The 18,674-nt window shown below is 44.7% G+C and carries 18 protein-coding genes and 1 riboswitch; of the genes, 4 read left to right on the top strand and 14 right to left on the bottom strand.

The window, feature by feature from the left end:
• Nucleotides 1-3 precede the first annotated feature (3 nt).
• The gene (locus M1E09_RS00640) at nt 4-348 is read left to right on the top strand and encodes a MerR family transcriptional regulator (RefSeq protein WP_456272985.1); all 345 of its coding nucleotides are present in this window, start codon (nt 4-6) and stop codon (nt 346-348) included.
• Nucleotides 345-770 carry an SRPBCC family protein gene (locus M1E09_RS00635; protein WP_456272984.1) on the top strand — a complete coding sequence of 142 codons (426 nt, stop codon included), beginning with the start codon at nt 345-347 and terminating at the stop codon, nt 768-770. Before M1E09_RS00640 ends, M1E09_RS00635 begins: the two co-directional genes overlap by 4 nt.
• A gap of 67 nt (nt 771-837) precedes the next feature.
• Here M1E09_RS00635 and M1E09_RS00630 read toward each other — a convergent pair whose 3' ends face one another.
• The 3 genes from M1E09_RS00630 to sda form a co-directional block, all read right to left on the bottom strand.
• Nucleotides 838-1,920 carry a PQQ-dependent sugar dehydrogenase gene (locus M1E09_RS00630; protein ID WP_456272983.1) on the bottom strand — a complete coding sequence of 361 codons (1,083 nt, stop codon included), beginning with the start codon at nt 1,918-1,920 and terminating at the stop codon, nt 838-840.
• A gap of 108 nt (nt 1,921-2,028) precedes the next feature.
• The gene (locus tag M1E09_RS00625; RefSeq protein WP_456272982.1) at nt 2,029-2,904 is read right to left on the bottom strand and encodes a Cof-type HAD-IIB family hydrolase; all 876 of its coding nucleotides are present in this window, start codon (nt 2,902-2,904) and stop codon (nt 2,029-2,031) included.
• A 420-nt stretch (nt 2,905-3,324) separates the two neighbouring features.
• Entirely contained in the window at nt 3,325-3,459 is a 135-nt protein-coding gene (gene sda / locus M1E09_RS00620; protein WP_456272981.1) for a sporulation histidine kinase inhibitor Sda, read from the bottom strand.
• A 323-nt stretch (nt 3,460-3,782) separates the two neighbouring features.
• On the opposite strand from sda, the gene M1E09_RS00615 reads away from it, so the two are divergent.
• Nucleotides 3,783-5,159 (top strand): YjiH family protein, encoded by a 1,377-nt coding sequence (locus tag M1E09_RS00615; protein WP_456272980.1) that lies wholly within the window; start codon nt 3,783-3,785, stop codon nt 5,157-5,159.
• Between the two features lie 335 nt (nt 5,160-5,494).
• On the opposite strand, the gene M1E09_RS00610 is transcribed toward M1E09_RS00615, so the two are convergent.
• The 3 genes from M1E09_RS00610 to M1E09_RS00600 all read right to left on the bottom strand — a co-directional run bounded on the left by M1E09_RS00610 (nt 5,495) and on the right by M1E09_RS00600 (nt 8,946).
• Entirely contained in the window at nt 5,495-6,433 is a 939-nt protein-coding gene (locus M1E09_RS00610; RefSeq protein ID WP_456272979.1) for an L-threonine 3-dehydrogenase, read from the bottom strand.
• Between the two features lie 94 nt (nt 6,434-6,527).
• A complete protein-coding gene (locus tag M1E09_RS00605; RefSeq protein WP_456272978.1) occupies nt 6,528-7,718 on the bottom strand; it encodes a glycine C-acetyltransferase in 1,191 nt (396 codons plus the stop codon).
• A 211-nt stretch (nt 7,719-7,929) separates the two neighbouring features.
• Nucleotides 7,930-8,946: a TIGR00341 family protein gene (locus M1E09_RS00600; RefSeq protein WP_456272977.1), complete on the bottom strand. Its 1,017-nt coding sequence runs from the start codon at nt 8,944-8,946 to the stop codon at nt 7,930-7,932.
• A 148-nt stretch (nt 8,947-9,094) separates the two neighbouring features.
• Between M1E09_RS00600 and M1E09_RS00595 the strand changes: the two genes are divergently transcribed.
• A complete protein-coding gene (locus M1E09_RS00595) occupies nt 9,095-10,477 on the top strand; it encodes a tetratricopeptide repeat protein (protein WP_456272976.1) in 1,383 nt (460 codons plus the stop codon).
• A 1,128-nt stretch (nt 10,478-11,605) separates the two neighbouring features.
• Here M1E09_RS00595 and M1E09_RS00590 read toward each other — a convergent pair.
• The 8 genes from M1E09_RS00590 to M1E09_RS00555 all read right to left on the bottom strand — a co-directional run bounded on the left by M1E09_RS00590 (nt 11,606) and on the right by M1E09_RS00555 (nt 18,312).
• On the bottom strand, nt 11,606-12,787 hold the full coding sequence (locus M1E09_RS00590; protein WP_456272975.1) for a MalY/PatB family protein: 1,182 nt from the start codon (nt 12,785-12,787) through the stop codon (nt 11,606-11,608).
• 131 nt (nt 12,788-12,918) lie between these two features.
• The gene (locus M1E09_RS00585; RefSeq protein ID WP_456272974.1) at nt 12,919-14,013 is read right to left on the bottom strand and encodes a PRK06851 family protein; all 1,095 of its coding nucleotides are present in this window, start codon (nt 14,011-14,013) and stop codon (nt 12,919-12,921) included.
• A gap of 99 nt (nt 14,014-14,112) precedes the next feature.
• Nucleotides 14,113-14,796, bottom strand: a complete 684-nt coding sequence (locus tag M1E09_RS00580; protein WP_456272973.1) for a DNA alkylation repair protein — start codon at nt 14,794-14,796, stop codon at nt 14,113-14,115.
• On the bottom strand, nt 14,793-15,071 hold the full coding sequence (locus M1E09_RS00575; RefSeq protein ID WP_456272972.1) for a hypothetical protein: 279 nt from the start codon (nt 15,069-15,071) through the stop codon (nt 14,793-14,795). Before M1E09_RS00575 ends, M1E09_RS00580 begins: the two co-directional genes overlap by 4 nt.
• 418 nt (nt 15,072-15,489) lie before the next feature.
• Nucleotides 15,490-16,134, bottom strand: a complete 645-nt coding sequence (locus M1E09_RS00570) for a YczE/YyaS/YitT family protein (RefSeq protein ID WP_456272971.1) — start codon at nt 16,132-16,134, stop codon at nt 15,490-15,492.
• A 71-nt stretch (nt 16,135-16,205) separates the two neighbouring features.
• Nucleotides 16,206-16,556 (bottom strand): VOC family protein, encoded by a 351-nt coding sequence (locus tag M1E09_RS00565; protein ID WP_456272970.1) that lies wholly within the window; start codon nt 16,554-16,556, stop codon nt 16,206-16,208.
• On the bottom strand, nt 16,553-17,584 hold the full coding sequence (locus M1E09_RS00560; protein WP_456272969.1) for an S-adenosylmethionine:tRNA ribosyltransferase-isomerase: 1,032 nt from the start codon (nt 17,582-17,584) through the stop codon (nt 16,553-16,555). The genes M1E09_RS00565 and M1E09_RS00560 overlap by 4 nt, the downstream gene beginning before the upstream one ends.
• Nucleotides 17,584-18,312: an SDR family NAD(P)-dependent oxidoreductase gene (locus M1E09_RS00555; protein WP_456272968.1), complete on the bottom strand. Its 729-nt coding sequence runs from the start codon at nt 18,310-18,312 to the stop codon at nt 17,584-17,586. Before M1E09_RS00555 ends, M1E09_RS00560 begins: the two co-directional genes overlap by 1 nt.
• Before the next feature lie 261 nt (nt 18,313-18,573).
• Nucleotides 18,574-18,663, top strand: a riboswitch (ZMP/ZTP riboswitch).
• Nucleotides 18,664-18,674 lie beyond the last annotated feature (11 nt).

The raw sequence follows: 18,674 nt of genomic DNA, 5'->3' as shown, positions 1-18,674 counted from the left end.
GTTATGTACAAAATCAGTGAATTTGCCGAAATCACGGGCTTGAGTAAAGAGACTTTGCGCTATTATGCTGAAATCAAGCTTTTGGAGCCTGCTTACATTAACCCGAAGAACAACTACCGATACTATGATGACGGGTCTTATTTCCTGGCTGTTCTTCTCGTTAAGCTAAGAAACTTTGGACTGACAATCCAGGAAATGCAGGATGTCATGAACGACCAATCCTTTTTCAACCTGGAGGAGTTACTGGAGTTGAAAAAGAAAAATATACAACAGGAAATCGAAACACTTCAGCAAAAACTGGCTGAAATCGACGAATTTATTGAATCTGGAAAGGAGCAAAACCAATGATCCATTGGAAAGAAGAAAAGGCCATCCCAGCAAACATTGAAAAAGTCTGGACTTTATTCTCAGAAGAAAATATGCCAAGAATCATGCCGAAAGTCATAGAAAATAAACCTGTATACGAAGCAGAAGGGGTAGTAGGCTCTAAATATGAGCAGAAATACCAGGAAGGCAAAAGAACAGAAACTTATATCGTCGAGAGCCGAAAACATAAACGGATCGGTTTCGTTATTGCTAAAGCATTTGAAATCGACCTCTCTTTCACTCTTGAAAAAATTGACGAAACAAGCACGAATTTCATTTACGAAGGAACCAATAAAGGCAAGAATTTTGTCGGCAGGGCCATGTTAAAGCTCGGGGGAGATAAAAATAACAACAAGGTTGTGCAGGAATTCATGGACCGGGTCGAAAAAGAAGCTATAAAATAAAGGAAAAGGGCACACACAGGTGTCCTTTCCCTTTAGAGCAACAGTATATTTATTCACCTTCGGGTCCTTACTCGTCACTACGGCCGCTGTTCAGCTCAGGAATGGAAACCCTATATAGCTTATCATCATCTTCTGCCGGGTTTCCTCTGCCATCCGTATTGTTGCTGACAAAATAAAGGTTGCCGCCTTCAATGTAAACGTCTCTTATCCGCCCGTATCCTGATAGAACCTCCTCCACTTGCTCATTCTCCAGTGACAGTCTTTTTACTCCCTGTCCTCTAAGTGCCGCAAAGTAAAGGTCATTTTCATAAAAATCTGCACCTGAGGGCGCCCATGATACCTCTCCGGAATGGACAACAGGCTGCTGCAAGCCTTCCCTGCTTTCATCTCCTTTTATGAGCGGCCATCCATAGTTGTTTCCTGCCTTGATCAAATTGACTTCATCATAACCGGAAGGGCCATGTTCGGTACTGTACAAACTTCCGCTTCCGTTCCATGCCATACCTTGAGGGTTGCGGTGGCCGAAGCTGTATACATATGAACCTTCAAATGGATTGTCTGCCGGGATTGTACCATCAAGATTCATTCTGAGAATCTTTCCTCCCAAGGAATTCAAATCCTGGGCAATTTCCTGTTTCGTGGCATCGCCTGTCGTGATATATAGTTTTTCATCGGGACCGATCTCCAGTCTGCCGCCATGATGGTATTGTCCGCTTGGGATGTTATCAAGCAGTGTTTCCCCTTCCTCCCATGCTTCTCCTTCGAGGTTTAAAACGACGATGCGATTATGGGGAGCGGGACTGTTTTGATACGTATAGTAGGCAAAAGCTGAGGGTGTTTCCGGGAAGTCCGGATGCAGAACAAAGCCAAGCAAACCAGCTTCCGGGACCTGCGCCAAAGGTCTCTGCAGATTCACTTTCATCCTTGTCTTTTCTCCATCTGTTACTTTCACAATTCCACCTGTACGCTCCGAAATATAAAAATCCCCGTCGACTTTATTGATGGACCACGGTACGTCCAGGTTTTCTTCCAGTACTTCCACATTGAGATTTCCTCTGCCTGCTGTTTCTTGTGTCTCAGGATCAGAAGGCTGGCTTGAACAGGATGCCATTAGAACCAAAACAAATAATAACACGGTCAGCTTTTTCATCAAATAGTTCTCCTTCCCTTTTACTCTTAGTTACTCCGTACTTAAAAACACCTCCCTTTTATGTAAGGAGGTGTATGCCCTATTCATTATGTACCCTTAATCAGGGGTTTAATCAACAACTTCTGACTTGTTCTCCAGTGCTTCATAAATAGCTCGGGCTACCCCGTCTTCCTCATTGCTTGTTGTGCTATATGTGCAAAATGACCTGATTTCTTCTGCCGCATTGCCCATGGCTACTGGTCTCCCGACTACCTTCATCATCGAAAGGTCATTAAGGTTATCTCCGACTGCCATGGCGTTTTCAGGGGCCAGCCCTTTTTCTGCAATAAGATTCTTTAAGGCGATTCCTTTTTGAGCGTCTTCACTCGTCACTTCAAGGTTTTCCCTCCCGGATGCGCTGATCGCCAGCCCGCCGGATCTTTCCAGGCTTTCCTTTGCCTTTTTCAGTAATTCATCATCAAAGGAAAAGACTAAAAATTTATAGACGGCATTGCCATTTGTAAAAGCTGCACTGTAATCGTCCACTACTTTTATATGGCCTTTTTCAAAGCGCTCCTGGGCAGCATCCCGGATGGCCTGTTCCGACGTTTCCGGATTGGCTGTTTTAAAAATATCGACGATGGACTGGATCCCTCTCTCGTAATCTTCTGTATAAGTACCTTGAGTGGTATACAGTTCAAAATAGATTCCCATGTCCTTTAGTATTCGCATGACTTCAAGGGCTTTCTCTTCATGAATAGCTGCACTCTTGACCACTTTTCCCTCTTCGTTCCTGACTTCTGCGCCATTTACACAGATAATCGGGCATGAAATTCCCGCCTCTTCCAGGACATATCTTGCTTCTTCATAGGATCTTCCTGTCGCGACAACCACTTGCACTCCTTTGGCTTGAGCGTCCAGCAAGGCCTTTCTGTTTGCTTCACTTATTTCCTGTTTTCCATTTAACAAAGTACCGTCCATGTCACTGGCGATGATTGTAATCATTTTGTATAACCTTCTTTCTAAACGGGGTTGGTTTCATACGGAATATAATCCGCTGGATGAGACAGCATCCTGTCTGCCTAAAGGCATTTTAACACCTTAATGCTAATTTATTGTAAAGAAAGGCTTTCACTTATTCTCCCCATTCCCTTAAGACTTATCTCAATGAAAAAAGAAGCCCCCGAAAATAGTGCTATAATTTCCGCTCCAGGTGTACGACTCCAATTAATCTAAGTTTGCAGTTCTACTCTATAATAAAAGAGAAAGGAAATCTTTTCATTCCCTTTTAATAACACTCCTGTTACTTTACTTTCAATTCTAAGAATCCATATTCAAAATGAACCCAAACCTTCTTCATCAATCAGAAGAGGACGAAATCAAAAGCGATTTCGTCCTTCATTTGTTATGTCATTTTACTTTTTTCTATGCCGACAACAGGCCGCGCCTGTTTAATTCCTGCCTGACCATTTCTATGAATTCTCTCACTACTCTTTCTTCAATTGACCGGTTATAAATTTCGATTACCTGGTCATCCGAGAGATCGACAATCGATTCCATAAAACTCACCTACTATTTCTGACATGGTTGGCTATATACCACTTTTGAACTATAGTTAAACCTTTTTTCGTTAAAATGTTTGATTTTTTCAGCAAATTTGATAATTTAACCCAAATAAGTGAAGCGGAAGGCTCTTGTCGAAAACAGATGAATTGTTGTAAAATTTTGAATATGAATGGACCTGTTTCTATTTATTAAGAAAGGGGAAAAGGAGGGACAGCAACGCTTGCTTGCTAAGTTGCTTGTTTATTAAAAAGAAAGTCTGGACAGTTGAATATTTATGAATTACTATGTATTTTATTACGTTTTTGAGGTGATGTCGCATGGACAATGGACAATTTAAGACAAAATCAGAAGTAAATACGGGAAATGTTCTTCTATTCCTGCTCCCTTCCCTTTTAGGTATATTCCTGTTTATGATCCCGATTCCGCAAGAAGATGGGATCACCATCCCGATTGCGGTCTTATCAGGATTTGTGCAAGAGTACATCGGTGCATTCGTACCGGCGATCATGACTGGGTTGATTATCGTGACCGTTCTCGGTTCTCTTGCAGCCAAGTTTCTAAAGCCTGATTTTATTATAAAAAATGCTTTCTTAAATAATTTATTCGCAGTCAACCTGTTATGGTTATTCATCCGTCTTTTGGGCGGAATCTTCGCTGTGATGACACTGTTTAAGCTTGGTCCGGAATGGGTCTGGTCTGATGCGACCGGCGGCTTGCTGTTAAGTGTGGATGGACTATTGACCATCCTGTTCTCTGTGTTCTTGTTTGCAGGGCTGTTCCTGCCGCTCCTGCTTAACTTTGGATTGCTCGAATTGCTGGGGGCTATCCTGACAAAAGTAATGCGCCCGCTTTTCGGTCTGCCCGGGCGTTCTTCCATTGACTGTCTGGCATCCTGGCTGGGAGACGGGACAATCGGAGTTCTCCTGACAAACAAACAATATGAAGATGGTTATTATACGAAAAAAGAAGCGGCCATCATCGGGACGACATTCTCTGTTGTTTCCATTACCTTCAGCCTTGTCGTCATTTCGGAAGTCGGTTTAGGTGATTACTTCCTTCCTTTCTATGGTGCAGTCGTATTATCGGGAATTGTCGCTGCTCTAATCATGCCGCGTATCCCGCCGCTTTCCCGCAAGCCTGACACATATTACAAGGATCAGGAAGGAAAGGACACGATGGAGGTCATTCCAAAGGGACATTCCCGTCTCAGCTATGGCTTTGAGCAGGCTCTTGTTCAGGCTGGAAGGAATAACAGCTTCGGCAAATTCTTTACAGACGGTTTTAAAAATGTACTCGATATGTGGCTTGGTGTGGCGCCGATCGTCATGGCGATTGGTACAACGGCCTTGATCATTGCTGAAAATACGCGTGTGTTCGAATGGATCGGAATGCCGTTCATTCCTATTCTTGAACTCTTGCAAGTACCCGAAGCGGCAGAGGCTTCCAAAAGCATTCTCGTTGGTTTTGCAGATATGTTCCTGCCTGCCATCTTCGGCTCTGGAATTGAAAGTGAATTGACACGCTTTGTCATTGCAAGTTTATCCGTTACACAGCTTATTTACTTGTCCGAAGTCGGCGGCTTGCTGCTAGGATCCAAGATTCCGGTTGATTTTAAAGACCTGGCAATCATCTTTTTGGAGAGAACGTTGATTACACTGCCGATTATCGTTATTATCGGACATTTGGTATTTTAGTAGAATTAGAGAAAAACCCGCATCCTTTATCGGTTGCGGTTTTTTTGTTCGGAGCATAAATCACGTTGTTTAGTAATTATATGGATATTTCCAGATGCATTTTTTTCTAAAATCGTATGAGCTTGTAAATCCGCCCTTTTGAGCCGAAGTTTCAATTTATGAGCCCAATCTATATTTTATGAGCATTTTTCGAGATATATGAGCGGGATTTTACTTTTATGAGCATTATTTTCGTTTTATGAGCGTAATTTGATTTTTATGAGCATTTCACAATTTATAGAAATTTTTCACCAAAAAAAAGCAGGCGCATCAGCACCCGCTTTTCCTAAAAACCATTATTTTTTCAATTTTTCTAACATATCTTCTGTCATGCGCGCAAGATCATACTCCGCCTTGAAGCCCCACTCTTCCGAAGCAGCTGAGGCGTCGATGGAGTTTGGCCAGCTTTCAGCAATTCCCTGCCTTACCGGATCAACATCATAATTCAATTCGAAATCAGGAATATGCTTGCGGATTTCTGCCGCCACCATTTCCGGCTCGATGCTCATCGCGGTCACGTTGAAGGAATTTCTGTGCTTCAGCTTTGCCGGATCTGCTTCCATTAAATCGATGATCGCATTTAACGCGTCAGGCATATACATCATGTCCATGTATGTGCCCTTGTCGATGTAGGAAGTGTACGAACCATTTTCAATCGCTTTATAGTAAATATCCACTGCATAATCAGTCGTTCCGCCGCCTGGTGGTGTTGCGTAGGAAATCAATCCAGGGAAACGCAAGCCGCGCGTATCGACGCCGAATTTAGTGAAGTAGTAGTCACAAAGCAGTTCACCAGATACTTTGTTGACTCCATACATAGTCGTCGGGCGCTGGATGGTATCCTGAGGCGTTCGATCCTTAGGCGTAATTGGTCCGAATGCACCGATGGAGCTTGGCGTGAAGAACTTACAGTTGTATTCGCGCGCTGCTTCAAGCGCATTGACAAGGCCGCCCATATTCAGGTTCCAGGCAAGCAGCGGTTTCGCTTCAGCTGTTGCTGATAAAAGAGCAGCCAAGTGAATGATGGTGTCCACTTCATGATTTTTCACCAGTTCGTTAAACTTCGCAGGGTTCGTTACGTCCAGGATTTCGAATGGACCTCCTGTCACGACTTCACTGTCTGTTTCACGAATGTCCGTTGCGATTACATTGTCAGTGCCATAAATTCCGCGCATCTTGATTACCAGTTCAGAACCGATTTGCCCAAGAGCACCTGTTACTAAAATCTTTTTCATCTATTGCAACCTCCTATTTCTGCCATCATGCTGTCTATTTTCTTATGTAATAACCGGGTGAAACCAGTCCAGTGGCCACCCGGATCAATCAGTTTTAGATCAAATTCATTTCTTTTCCGACTTTTTCATAGATCTCAATTGCGTTGTCTAGCATTTCTTTCGTGTGTGCTGCTGTCGGCATGTTTCTTACACGTCCTGTTCCGCGTGGCACTGTCGGGAAGACGATTGATTTTGCATAAACGCCTTCTTCGTTCAGGCGCTTGCTGAACTGCTGTGTTGTTTTTTCATCACCAATAATACAAGGTGTGATCGGTGTTTCACTGTGCCCGATATCGAAGCCGAGCTTCTTCAAGCCTTCTTTCAGATAGTTGCTGTTTTCCCACATTTTATCCTGCAGCTCTGTGCTGTTTAGGATAAGTTCGAGCGCTTTTGTCGTTGCCGCTACATCAGCCGGAGTCAAGGCTGTGGAGAACAAGAATGGTCTTGATGCTACTTTCAGCCAGTCGATCAGGTTTTGTTTACCGGCTACATAACCGCCGATAACACCGATTGCTTTGGAAAGCGTTCCGATTTGGAAGTCAACCCGGTCAGACAAGCCGAAGTGTTTTACCGTACCGGATCCTTTTCCAAGTACACCCGATCCATGCGCATCATCTACATAGGTCATGATATCGAATTCTTCAGCGATTTCGACGATTTCCGGAAGCTTCGCCACATCTCCGTCCATGGAGAATACCCCATCCGTGATGACCATCACTTTATTGTATTGCCCAGATTCAACAGCTTCTTTCGCTTTTGCTCTCAGGTCTTCCATATCAGAGTGGTTGAAGCGGATGACTTTTGCCCGGGAAAGGCGGCAGCCGTCAATGATGGAAGCATGGTTCAGTTCATCGGAAAGAATCGCATCATGCTTGTTCATAACAGCTGAAATTGCGGCCATGTTACAGTTAAAGCCTGACTGATAGGCAATGGCTGCTTCTGTTCCTTTGAATTCGGCGATTTTCTTCTCAAGCTCCAAATGGATATCAAGTGTACCGTTGATTGTACGGACAGCACCTGCTCCGACACCATATTCCTTAACCGCTTTGATCGCTTCTTCTTTTAATCTTTCATCTGTCGCCAGTCCAAGATAGTTATTGGACGAAAGGTTGATAAGATCTCTTCCGCCGATTTTAATAATCGGTCCGTTAGCACCTTCAACAGGATCGATCTCGTTATACAGGCCGCGGCCTTTTAAATCATCAAGGTTTTCATTTAAAAACTGATCTAATTTTTTGCTCGTCATATTATCCAATCCCTCCATATGTATAGTGAGAACTTGTAAACGCTTAACATACAATTGTACATGTGGAATGCACAGTAAATTCAATATTTAAAAGGTCTTTCACATTCATTTCATACTCATTCATTTTAACATGTTTGTGTGTGATGGACAAAGTTATTGCGTTGACTCACGCTGCTTTTCCTCTCTAGTATTTTTCTTTTTTCGATAAATATTAGTAGGAATAGGCATGGTTGTTATAAAAGATGGTTACCAATAGCACCAGTAGGATCACGCTGACAAATATCAAGGCAAACTTCCTTGAGTTATTCGCCCGCTGGATTTCATCATACTTGATCGGCCGGATCCCCGACAAAGTGAATACGACTACAGCCGATAGAAGGATACTGTTGATATTGACCGACAGAAGCAGCATGGAAGGCAGCACATGCTCCCACAGCGCTGCCCCGATCGTGACGCCGAAGACGATTGTCGGCGGCAGGAGGGCGACCGCGACCATGACACCGACAAGGGCACTGGGGGAACCTCTTAAAATCGACAGTGCCCCTGCCGCACCTGAAGCAAGGGCCAGAATTCCATCCATATAGTCGACCTTCATCCTTGAAAGAAATTCCTCGCTTTCGACCGGAACTGGAAGGATGACCCCTGCGATGATGGCGATGACAAGGGAAATGCCGACTCCTGCCAATACACTGAACAAGGCATGCTTCACCAGTTTATAGTCTCCGAGGATAGAGCCGAATGCTAGTGAGATGACAGGTCCCAGCAATGGCGCGATGACCATTCCGCCGATCACGATGGCTGAACTGTTCTTGATGATGCCAATCGTCACCACAATCGATGAGAGAATGACAAACAGAACATAGTTTAAATGGATGCTGCTCATCGACTCGATCTTCACATACAGTTCATGCCTGCTTGCCCGCTGAATGGACCTCCTGGTTTCCTCAGCGTCTTCCTTATCCGCCTCGATTTCTGCTTCTGTCCTCCGCCTGATGTGGCTTTGCACAGGAAATAGAGTTGCTTCAAATCCTTCTACAACATTAATGATGCTTTCCAAATAGTTGAGAATATTTTCAGACTCGGTTGTTCTGACGATCATCCTGACCAGGCATTTCTCCTTGGAATGGTCGCGGACAACATAGGAAGTCGCGTCAAACTTCCTGAGTTTTTCATCCACCTTCTCAAAATGTTTTTTGGGAATATATGCTTCAATCAGCTGTAATGACAATGATTTCACCCTCTATCTGCAGACTTTCTTTTCCAACTAGTATTGCTAAAAACAGGGCAGAATACTCAAATTGCTGTCTCAGCAAATTCCGGTCCGTGCCTGTCACCAGGAAAGTGTGATATACTTTAGTCAAAAGGAGGCGGTACGCATGTCCACTAAAAAAGCCTTGATGGAGTACGGGAACTTTCCCCCGCAGAGAATCGCATTCTACAGAGACATGGCGTTCATTGAAACAGTGAGCCCCGAGCGAGAACAACATTATTTATTTTTCTATAAAGAACAATTCCTGACTTGTAAAAAAGCCTTGAAGCTTAAACGGAACTCGTTTATCGAACAGGCTTTCAAAGAGGGAATTGTTTTTTTATGCCCGCACCCGCTGGCAGACAAGTTGATAGAAAAGAACTCGCCGTTAAAAGTGGCCGGCTTTAACGAGCTTCATAAAAAACTGCAGAACACTATGTCCTTACAGGAAACGGCTTTTATCTTCCGAGCCCTTGATTCCTTCCTTTCTCACGACAAGCTATTCCGCCTGATCCGAAATCATTATTACCAATACCGCCGCAGTGGACAATTCCTGCATGCCTACAAACTATTACAAATACTTGCTGAAACATCACCCGGCAACTCATGGGTCAAACAAACATCTGCTGACTTGAACTTTCTCCCTTATGAAAAGTTATACGAACAAGAACCACAGAAGCTGCTCGAAAAAGACCCTCTGTATGCCGCTTCGGAGCTGTGGAAAAACAGACATGAGCATAAAAACAGGGAAACCCTGCAACAAATGCTGCTCCAACGAAACAATACACTTACCATCACCGCCCTTATGAGTGAAGCTGTTCAACAAAACCCAAGCCAAGAAACACTCCAGCCCCTGACCATGTGGGTAGACAGTCACTTCCAACCAGACGATAAAAGGGAATTAATGTACTCTCTGGCCAAGAATATTCCTGATAATAAAAAAATCCTTCATCAGCTGCTTCAAGACCTGATTGAATCGAATGAGTATGAAAAAGCCCTGACATTGGTGGTGGAGTCACCAGACAGCACGAGTGCACTTGACGAAAACATCCTCTCCGCCCTTTTTGAAGGCATCCAGTGGCAGCAAACATCGATTCCGCTTGAAAAACTGAACAGTTTGATCATTTCCGTTCTACAGCAGCAGCCATCCAAGCTGGATAAAATCCTGCGGTCATGTGTCATATCTCTTCTGAAAGGTCACGACATCCCTTTCATTGCCGATTGGTTCTCTCCATTGCAAGCTCAAAACATTTCATTGCCGATTGCCGAAAAAATCAAAAAGATGAACTCGCTTATAGATGACCCGAACCACCAGTCGCAGTTAGGTGAGTTTTACTACCAATTTAACGTCCTCGACCGCGCAATCGACTGTTTCAGCTGGGACATGGAACTCCGCCCGAACGATCCCCAGCCCGTCAAATGGCTGTCCAGGCTTTATCAGGAAAAAGGGATGGCAAGCGAAGCGAAGGCTTATCAGCAGGTCTTGCTGGAAATGCAGAAACGGGCTTAAAACGAAACCGGCTGCCTTGATGGGCAGCCGGTTTTGTTAGGTTTTTTTATGTCTGTATTGTTGTTTATTAAGAGAAGAGCTTCTTAGAAGGACCTGGATTTGCAGAAATAAGAATTCGAGGGCGTCATAGAGTTTCTATGGCGACGTGCATTGCCAGAAATAAGGATTTGACGGCGCCATTGGGCTTCTATGGCACCGTGAATTTCCACAAATAAGGATTTGACGACGGCATTGAGCTTCTATAGCGACGTGAATTTCCAGAAATAAGGATTTGATGACGTCATTGAGCTTCTATGGATACGTGAATTTCCACAAATAAGGATTTGGCGGCAGCATTGAGCCTCTATGGCACCGTGAATTGCCAGAAATAAGAATTTGACGGTGCCATTGGGCTTCTATGGCGACGTGAATTGCCAGAAATAAGGATTTGATGACGTCATAGAGCCTCTATGGCACCGTGAATTGCCAGAAATAAGGATTTGACGACGCCATTGAGCTTCTATAGCGACGTGAATTGCCAGAAATAAGGGTTTGACGGCGCCATTGAGCTTCTATGGATACGTGAATTTCCACAAATAAGGATTTGGCGACGTCATAGAGCCTCTATGGCACCGTGAATTGCCACAAATATGGATTTGACGGCGCCATTGGGCTTCTATGGCGACGTGAATTGCCAGAAATAAGGATTTGATGACGTCATAGAGCCTCTATGGCACCGTGAATTTCCAGAAATAAGGATTTGACGACGGCATTGAGCTTCTATAGCGACGTGAATTTCCAGAAATAAGGATTTGATGACGTCATTGAGCTTCTATGGATACGTGAATTTCCACAAATAAGGATTTGGCGGCAGCATTGAGCCTCTATGGCACCGTGAATTTCCAGAAATAAGAATTTGACGGTGCCATTGAGCCTCTATGGCACCGTGAATTTCCACAAATAAGGATTTGATGGCACCATAGAGCTTCTATACCACCGTGGAATCAAAGGAATAAGAAATCGACGCTCGTCAAAACGTTACTGCAGTACCACGGACTCATTCAACCCCCAAGTAAAGCTGCCGCCTGAATCGGACATCAGATAAGGACCAAATAAAAAGACCGCTTAATATCAGCGGTCTCTTACAAATCAAACAGTACTCTTCGCTTCCCTGACGCGTTTCCGCAAAATGGCTTCATCCATCCTTCTTAATGCCATTGTCAGGCGCTCTCTCGGACAAGCGATGTTCATCCTGACAAACTGATTCCCGCACTTGCCGAACTTGTACCCTTCATCAAACTTGATTTTCGCTTCGACGAGGAAGAATTCAAACAACTCTTCGTTTTCAAGGCCAAGCTCCGAACAATCAAGCCAGATCAGATGGGTCGCTTCCGGTTGGACCGGTTTTACCGCAGGAATGTTTTCTCTTAAATAATTCAGGGCATATTGGCGGTTCTCTTCCAAATACATCATCAGATCATCCAGCCAGGGTTCTCCCTGTTCATAAGCGGCAATCGTCCCTTCGACCCCGAAGGCATTCGGTCTCATCAAACCAAACCCTGCCAGTTTGTGCTCATATTTTTCACGAAGCTCCTTATTCGGGATCATGAGGATCGACGTCTGCAAGCCTGCAATATTGAAGGTTTTGCTCGGCGCGGCACAGATGATGCTCTTTTCTTTTATAGATTCATTGATATGAAACAAGGGCTTATGGACATGGCCTTCGAACACTAAATCACCATGCATTTCATCCGAAACGATCCACACATCATGCTTGAGGCAGATCGCGGATACCCTCTCAAGTTCTCCGCTTGTCCAAACCCTTCCCACAGGATTATGCGGACTGCATAGGATAAGAACCTTTGTCTTCGGATCCTTCGCTTTTTCTTCCAGGTCTTCAAAATTCATTTCATATTTACCGTCTTTATATGTAAGTGTATTTTTCAACACCTGGCAGCCATGATTTTCAATCGTACTATAAAATGGATAATACACGGGATCCTGCACAATCACAGAGTCACCCGCTTCTGTCAGCAATCCCAGCAAGATGTTGATGCCGGGGATGATCCCCGGGCTGAACGAAATCCATTCTTTTTTTACTTGAAGTCCATGGCGCTTCTCCCACCATGACATGATGGATTGAAAATATCGCTCACTGAAGGTGGTATAACCGTAGATGCCATGCTTTGCTTTTTCTTTCATAGCCTCCGTAATGGCAGGCGATACTTTAAAATCCATATCAGCGATACACATCGGAATAATTTCTTCATCTGAAAAAGACCACTTGACGGAATGCGTATTATGACGCTCAATACAATCGTTCCAATTCATGCTGTTTTCCCCCTTTTGCTCTCCCTTTGTACTAGTGTTTCCCCATGTTACCCACTATACCATGAACGAGAGGCGGAATAACGGCCAAAATGAAAAAAGGATGAAAGCACTAAAACCTTCACCCTCAACTCTTATTTTCTTGATAAATCCGCCAGTTCTGCTTGGATATTATTCTTCAGTTCTTCAACTGCATCGAAGTTCATTGCACTGATATAATACGCTTCCAGGTCATCATGCAAGGCCTTGGCCTTAGCAAGGTACGCTGTTGCTTCTTTCATTTTATCTCCGTACCTTTTACTGATGTCCTTAATCGATTCGGCATATTTTTCATCCGTCCCCGGTGTGACCGCTCTTTCATATACATCAACAATTTCATCGCCGTCTCTCTCCGGAAAATATTCATGCGGAGCCGTGCTGTCAAAGATGGCAAATCCAAGTTCCCGCACAATGACCATGTCGAGGCTGTTCGGGTCAAACCCGCAATGGTAGATCTCGACGTCCAGCCCCCGGTCCTCTGCTGCCTTGGCGAGTTTTTTCAGCATCGTCGACTTTCCGGTACCCGGACGCCCTTTGATGAAATACCGCCTTGGCAGATCCTCCGTCAGGTTGCCGATGAAATCCCTCGGCCCTTTTGGAGTGGCAGCGCCAAGGAAGCGGTGGCGCACTTCCGCCTGCTTGTTTAAGTATATATGAGAATAGAATTTTTCCATCAGCTCGGCTGTCAGCTGGTCACATTTTTCGAAGCTCATATTATCGATATAGATTCTTTCCCATTCATCATGGATTTTCAACGCTTCCGCATACGTGTTGTACGCCGTTTGGAAGGCGGTTGAAATGTCCGATGTCAAAGCAGTAATCTCTTCTTTATGGCCCCTGAGGATATTCGAATCCCAGGCAGACCCAAGGTTGATGTATTCCTCCACCACTCCCGGAACATTCGGCTCGATCACATGCGGCGCTGTCCCGTCAACGATACCCGCCTTCAAAGACGGAATGATCAATCCATCGATGCTCTCATTGTCTGAAGAACAATGCAGATACTCGATATCATAGCCTTCCCTGTTCCAGTAGGCCCCGATCGTCTTCATCAAAGATGACTTCCCTGTCCCCGGTCCGCCTTTCAAAATGAATAAGCGTTCCAGCCCCTGCAGGTTGGACGCATATAAACTATGAAAACCCCGGGCTGTATTTCCTCCGGCATAATAATTAAGAACTTTTCCGCTCACTGCAAACACTCCTTTAGCTAAAAAATAGGAGAACACATTCTATCTTATGCAGGAGATCCTGTTGGGTGAATGCCCAGCGGAAAATTTAGAGGTTGTCATTTAGTTCGAAGCCTCTTTCTTCTTTACATACTTCAACCCTTCCCGCCTGCTTAACGGTCTCAATTCTTCGTTTTCTATAAAACTGACCACACTCTCCGGCGCGGTTTTGGAGTATTCACGCAGTGCCCAGCCGATCGCTTTTTCAATGAAAAATTCCTTTGAACTGTTGTGCTGTTTTATATATGAAAACAATTTTTCTTTATCCGTATCTTGCTTATAACTCAACTGGTGGAGAATCGCCGTGCGGTTCAGCCAGAAATTATCGGAAGCAATCCATCGTTCCAGATATTCCTCTCCCTGATCAGGATATTTTTTGATGACGAACCCCGCCAGCCGCGATGCAATCGTATCAATCGTATCCCACCATGATTTCGAGACGATCAGTTCTTCTAAAAGGGAAAGGTGTTCCGGCTCTAGCTTCCTTCTTTCTTTATCTAATAAAGCAAGGGCTATGTACTGGAATTCGCGCTCCGGCTGTTTCCACAATGCCCTGGCCATCTCCGGCAGCTCATCCAAGGACGGTTTCCCATTCTCTTTCAGAAATACGGCCAATAACATTTTCCGTTTCGGGGTCCTGATTCCAAGAAAATCAAATTGATTGCGCATATAGGCTTCCATGGGGGTAGCATTTTCTTCATTTCTTTGCTCTTTAAAAAAGGCTATCAGCTTATCAGAATAGTTCATTCTTCAGTCTCCTTTTGTTGATTTTCTTCACATTGAAAACAGACCACCTTACCTGTTTCCGCCTCATGGATTCCATTGAAAAAGCCATCTAGGCAGTAAAGCGGCTTGCGGCAAACCTTGCATTCACCGATTAACTCCTTCATGACCGGATCTGCCTCAAATATGCTGCTGGATATACAAGCAATTTGTCCGTTGCCCAGGCATGATAATCGAAAAGCTGAGAAATTTTCTCCATCCTCTTCCTCCATAAAATGATTTAGTACTTCCTTCTGCACAGGAATCCGTTTTCCCTTCTAGTTTAATCTTTATAATAGGTTATTCACCATCCATCACGAGATTTTCTGCTGCAGATTGCCTTTAATTCCAGTTTATTTACCATTTACCTTTCTTTTTTTCACAACACCTGGTCTTTATATCCTGTTTATCCTCCATCTGTCCTGGGATTGCCTGCTGCAGATGGCCTTTAAACATAGGTTTTTTACCAGCTACTTCTATTTTTTTCGCAACACATGGTCTTTATATCCAGTTTATCCTCCATCTATCCCAAGATTTCCTCATGCAGATGGTCTTTAAGTTCATTTTTTTACCATTTACCTCTTACTTTTCAAATTTAAAACCGGTTCACCAAGCAACGGTAAGAATTCAGCAATCAAAAAAGACACCTCACCAAGTGAAGTGCCCTTAAAGTCAATATTATATTTTCGTAGAAACCGTTTCAGCATTGGCTCCCCTGTCAATCAGCGATTTCAGTAAACGCTGGCATTGCGGCAGTGCAAAACCGACCACCGAACCGAGGAAGAAGGCAATGACGATCGTCCCGAGTCCGACTGGCCCTCCGAGCATCCAGCCGAGCAAAAACACCGTCACTTCGATTCCGTTACGGACCCATTGAATCTTCCAGCCCGTCTTTTCTACAATCAGCAGCATCAAGCTGTCACGCGGACCTGCACCAAAGTCGGCAGATACATACAGGCCAATGCCGTAACCGATGATAATCGTACCGGCTGCAAACAAGATGCTCTGGACAGCAATGGAAGATGCGTCCGGAATAATGAAATTGAAAAAATCTATGAATAAACCAATCAGCAGCATATTGAGGAAAGCCCCTATTTTAGGGAAGGTTTTCGTTGCCAGCCCTGTCACGAGCAACAGCAGCAAACCGGCAATGATCGACCATGTCCCGATCGTCAATCCGAATTTCAGGAACAATCCATAGTGGAATACATCCCATGGCCCGATTCCGAGGTCTTTCCCTTTAATGGTTAAAGTAATCCCGAATGCCAACACCAATAAACCGATGGTGAAAAACGACCAGCGTAATCCGTACTCTCTGTTCATAATATCCCATCCTAATTTTTTTAAATTGTCACCGGATTACTTTATCATAGAATAGCAGTTTAATAAACACCTCATTGCCGCGAAACCAGCTCGATCACTTCTCCATCAGCCCCTTTGTAAAAAATGACAGTCAACCCGCTATCTAAACTATATGGACCCTCCACCGGTTTCATACCGTATTCTTCCAGTCGTTCCACCCAGGCAGAAAGATCATCCACTTCCCAGGCAAAATGAAGAGAGGAAGGTACGGAATCCCCTTCACTTTGGATTAATTCAATGGTAACCTCTCCCCTTTTCATGAATATAATCCGCTCTTCACCAAGCTTGAAGCAGCTTTGGGCTTCAAAAAGAAAGACCTCTTTATAAAAGGCTGCAGACACCTCCAGATTCCCTGTCTCGATGCCTGCATGATGCCACTTCATGACTCTGCCCTTTCAGCCAAAATGAGATTCATGTCCCCGAACTCATGCCACAGATACCCCTTTTTCAAGGCTTGCCTATAGGCCTGGAATAAATGGTGTTCAGAAGCAAAAGCAGTCAGCATTTCAAGATGTGTCGCTTCAGGCTCGTGAAGACCCGTTACAAGGCCGTCGACCGACTTCAGCTTATGTTCCTTTTGGATATAGAGATTGGTAATCCCTTCTGCCCCTGAAAGAAAGCCGTTTTCATCCGCAACGGTTTCCAATGCCCTGACGACAGTCGTCCCTACGGCAATGACTCTCCCTTTTCCTGCCCGGACAGAATTGATCAGCTTTGCCGTTTCAGCCGGAATATGAAATTGTTCAGGATGGTTATGCGGATTCGGCCAGCGGTCATTTCCGTAGTAGCTCAATCCGGTGTGAAGGGTCACAAAGGCAATCCCCACACCTTTCTCCTTCAACTTCTCAAACATTTTCCAGGAAAAGGCCCTGCCGGCCGATGCCATCTCCACTGAGCCCGGAACCGAAGCATAAGCAGTCTGAAAAGCATCAAGAGGCCAGTCGGATTCAATATACTCATACCGGACCGGCTCCCCATTACTGTAGATGAAATCCATCAGTTCCACTCCGCTAATGGAAAAGGCCAGTCTGACCAATGGCATTTCGCTCCCTTTTCCCGTCACGGTGGCCACTACTCCGTTTTCCAGTGCCAGCTCATCACCTGCCGAAAATAACCCTCCCCATATGAGGGCATCCCAGCTGCTGTCATCCAACTGCCTTGATAATCTCACTTCCACTTTTCGGCTGCCTGCACTTGCCTTTAAAACAGCTGGAATTGTACGGCTGTTATTAAAGACGAGAAGGTCTCCCGCTTCCAGAAAACCTGGAAGCGAGGAGAAGCGTTCATGGTGAACCTCTTCCCCCTCCATGACCATCAATCTGACGTCACCCCTTCCTTTCCCTCTCCATTCAGCAGGAACTTTGGCATTGAGTCTTTGTGGAATTACGAATTGGTTTTGAATCGCTGCCATCAGATTGCCTCCTCACTTAAGTTGAAGTTCTGCGCCTCAAACCTCTCTCCATTGATGCCGGCCGATTCGTCAGAAGCAAGGTACAGGAATACATCGATAACTTCAGAAGGCTGGGCAAGGTCATAGTCACAACCGGGAACCGCCCTATCATGCATTTCCGTATCCATCTCTCCCGGGTCAACCATATTGATGCGTACTCCTGTGTCACTGACTTCATCTGCCCAAGTCTGTGTCATGCCTTCGACTGCAAACTTGCTGATACCGTATGCACCCCACTCGGCAAATCCGGTCTTCCCTGCCTCAGAGGTAAGATTGATGATCGAACCTTTATTGCGGGATAACATACCCGGAAGGACCCGTTTCGTCATCAACAGCGGATTCATTGTATTGACCCTCATGACTTCCTCAAATTCCTCGTTGCTATAATCAAGAAGAAGACAAGGACCTTTCCCAAAAACAGAAGCATTGTTAATCAATACGTCAATTTTTCCGTAGACACCTTCTGCGATAGAAACGAACCGATCAACGTCTTTTGCACTTGCAGCATCAGCAGTCACGGCCAGTACCTCGGCTCCGGTTCTCTCAAGATCACGCTGGACTTCCTTCAGCTTTTCTTCTCCTCGGGCACAGACAGCAAGCTTAGCCCCTTGTTTCGCAAACGCAAGGGCCAACTCCCTGCCCAATCCTTTCGAAGCTCCTGTTATCATAACCACTTGATCTTTACTCATTGTAAAATCCCCTTTCGTTTTGTTGTTACTCTCATTATATTGAGAAGGCTTTCATAACTAATCGGGTATTGGAGAGAGAAGGCAGTCGCTAATTGGGAGGAGGTTTTTCTACGACTTTTGGCTGAAGGGGAATGAATGGAGAGTTTTTCTCGGCTAAAACAGGTATATAGCTGCCAGCTTTGCTATTTTGATAATAAAAACGAACATTAAGGGTAGAAATTTATTTTATATTCGTGTTATACTGAACACAACAACTAAATCGACAAAAGCAGTGACTGGCGAAAACTGTGGAAATAACCACAAGGGAGCTGCTTTTTTATAGCTATAAAGCCGTTCGCCTGGGCTGAGGCTGATTTGCAGAA

The organism is Bacillus sp. AK031 (genome assembly GCF_053903065.1).
The sequence above is the reverse complement of the archived record's forward strand: the minus strand, read 5'-3'. Positions and strand labels throughout refer to the sequence as shown.

What these genes read in the sequence shown, in the direction of transcription:
- M1E09_RS00640 (WP_456272985.1), top strand. Translation starts at nt 4, where the DNA reads ATGTACAAAATCAGTGAATTTGCCGAAATCACGGGCTTGAGTAAAGAG.
- M1E09_RS00635 (WP_456272984.1), top strand. Translation starts at nt 345, where the DNA reads ATGATCCATTGGAAAGAAGAAAAGGCCATCCCAGCAAACATTGAAAAA.
- M1E09_RS00630 (WP_456272983.1), bottom strand. Translation starts at nt 1,920, where the DNA reads ATGAAAAAGCTGACCGTGTTATTATTTGTTTTGGTTCTAATGGCATCC.
- M1E09_RS00625 (WP_456272982.1), bottom strand. Translation starts at nt 2,904, where the DNA reads ATGATTACAATCATCGCCAGTGACATGGACGGTACTTTGTTAAATGGA.
- sda (WP_456272981.1), bottom strand. Translation starts at nt 3,459, where the DNA reads ATGGAATCGATTGTCGATCTCTCGGATGACCAGGTAATCGAAATTTAT.
- M1E09_RS00615 (WP_456272980.1), top strand. Translation starts at nt 3,783, where the DNA reads ATGGACAATGGACAATTTAAGACAAAATCAGAAGTAAATACGGGAAAT.
- M1E09_RS00610 (WP_456272979.1), bottom strand. Translation starts at nt 6,433, where the DNA reads ATGAAAAAGATTTTAGTAACAGGTGCTCTTGGGCAAATCGGTTCTGAA.
- M1E09_RS00605 (WP_456272978.1), bottom strand. Translation starts at nt 7,718, where the DNA reads ATGACGAGCAAAAAATTAGATCAGTTTTTAAATGAAAACCTTGATGAT.
- M1E09_RS00595 (WP_456272976.1), top strand. Translation starts at nt 9,095, where the DNA reads ATGTCCACTAAAAAAGCCTTGATGGAGTACGGGAACTTTCCCCCGCAG.
- M1E09_RS00590 (WP_456272975.1), bottom strand. Translation starts at nt 12,787, where the DNA reads ATGAATTGGAACGATTGTATTGAGCGTCATAATACGCATTCCGTCAAG.
- M1E09_RS00580 (WP_456272973.1), bottom strand. Translation starts at nt 14,796, where the DNA reads ATGAACTATTCTGATAAGCTGATAGCCTTTTTTAAAGAGCAAAGAAAT.
- M1E09_RS00570 (WP_456272971.1), bottom strand. Translation starts at nt 16,134, where the DNA reads ATGAACAGAGAGTACGGATTACGCTGGTCGTTTTTCACCATCGGTTTA.
- M1E09_RS00565 (WP_456272970.1), bottom strand. Translation starts at nt 16,556, where the DNA reads ATGAAGTGGCATCATGCAGGCATCGAGACAGGGAATCTGGAGGTGTCT.
- M1E09_RS00560 (WP_456272969.1), bottom strand. Translation starts at nt 17,584, where the DNA reads ATGGCAGCGATTCAAAACCAATTCGTAATTCCACAAAGACTCAATGCC.
- M1E09_RS00555 (WP_456272968.1), bottom strand. Translation starts at nt 18,312, where the DNA reads ATGAGTAAAGATCAAGTGGTTATGATAACAGGAGCTTCGAAAGGATTG.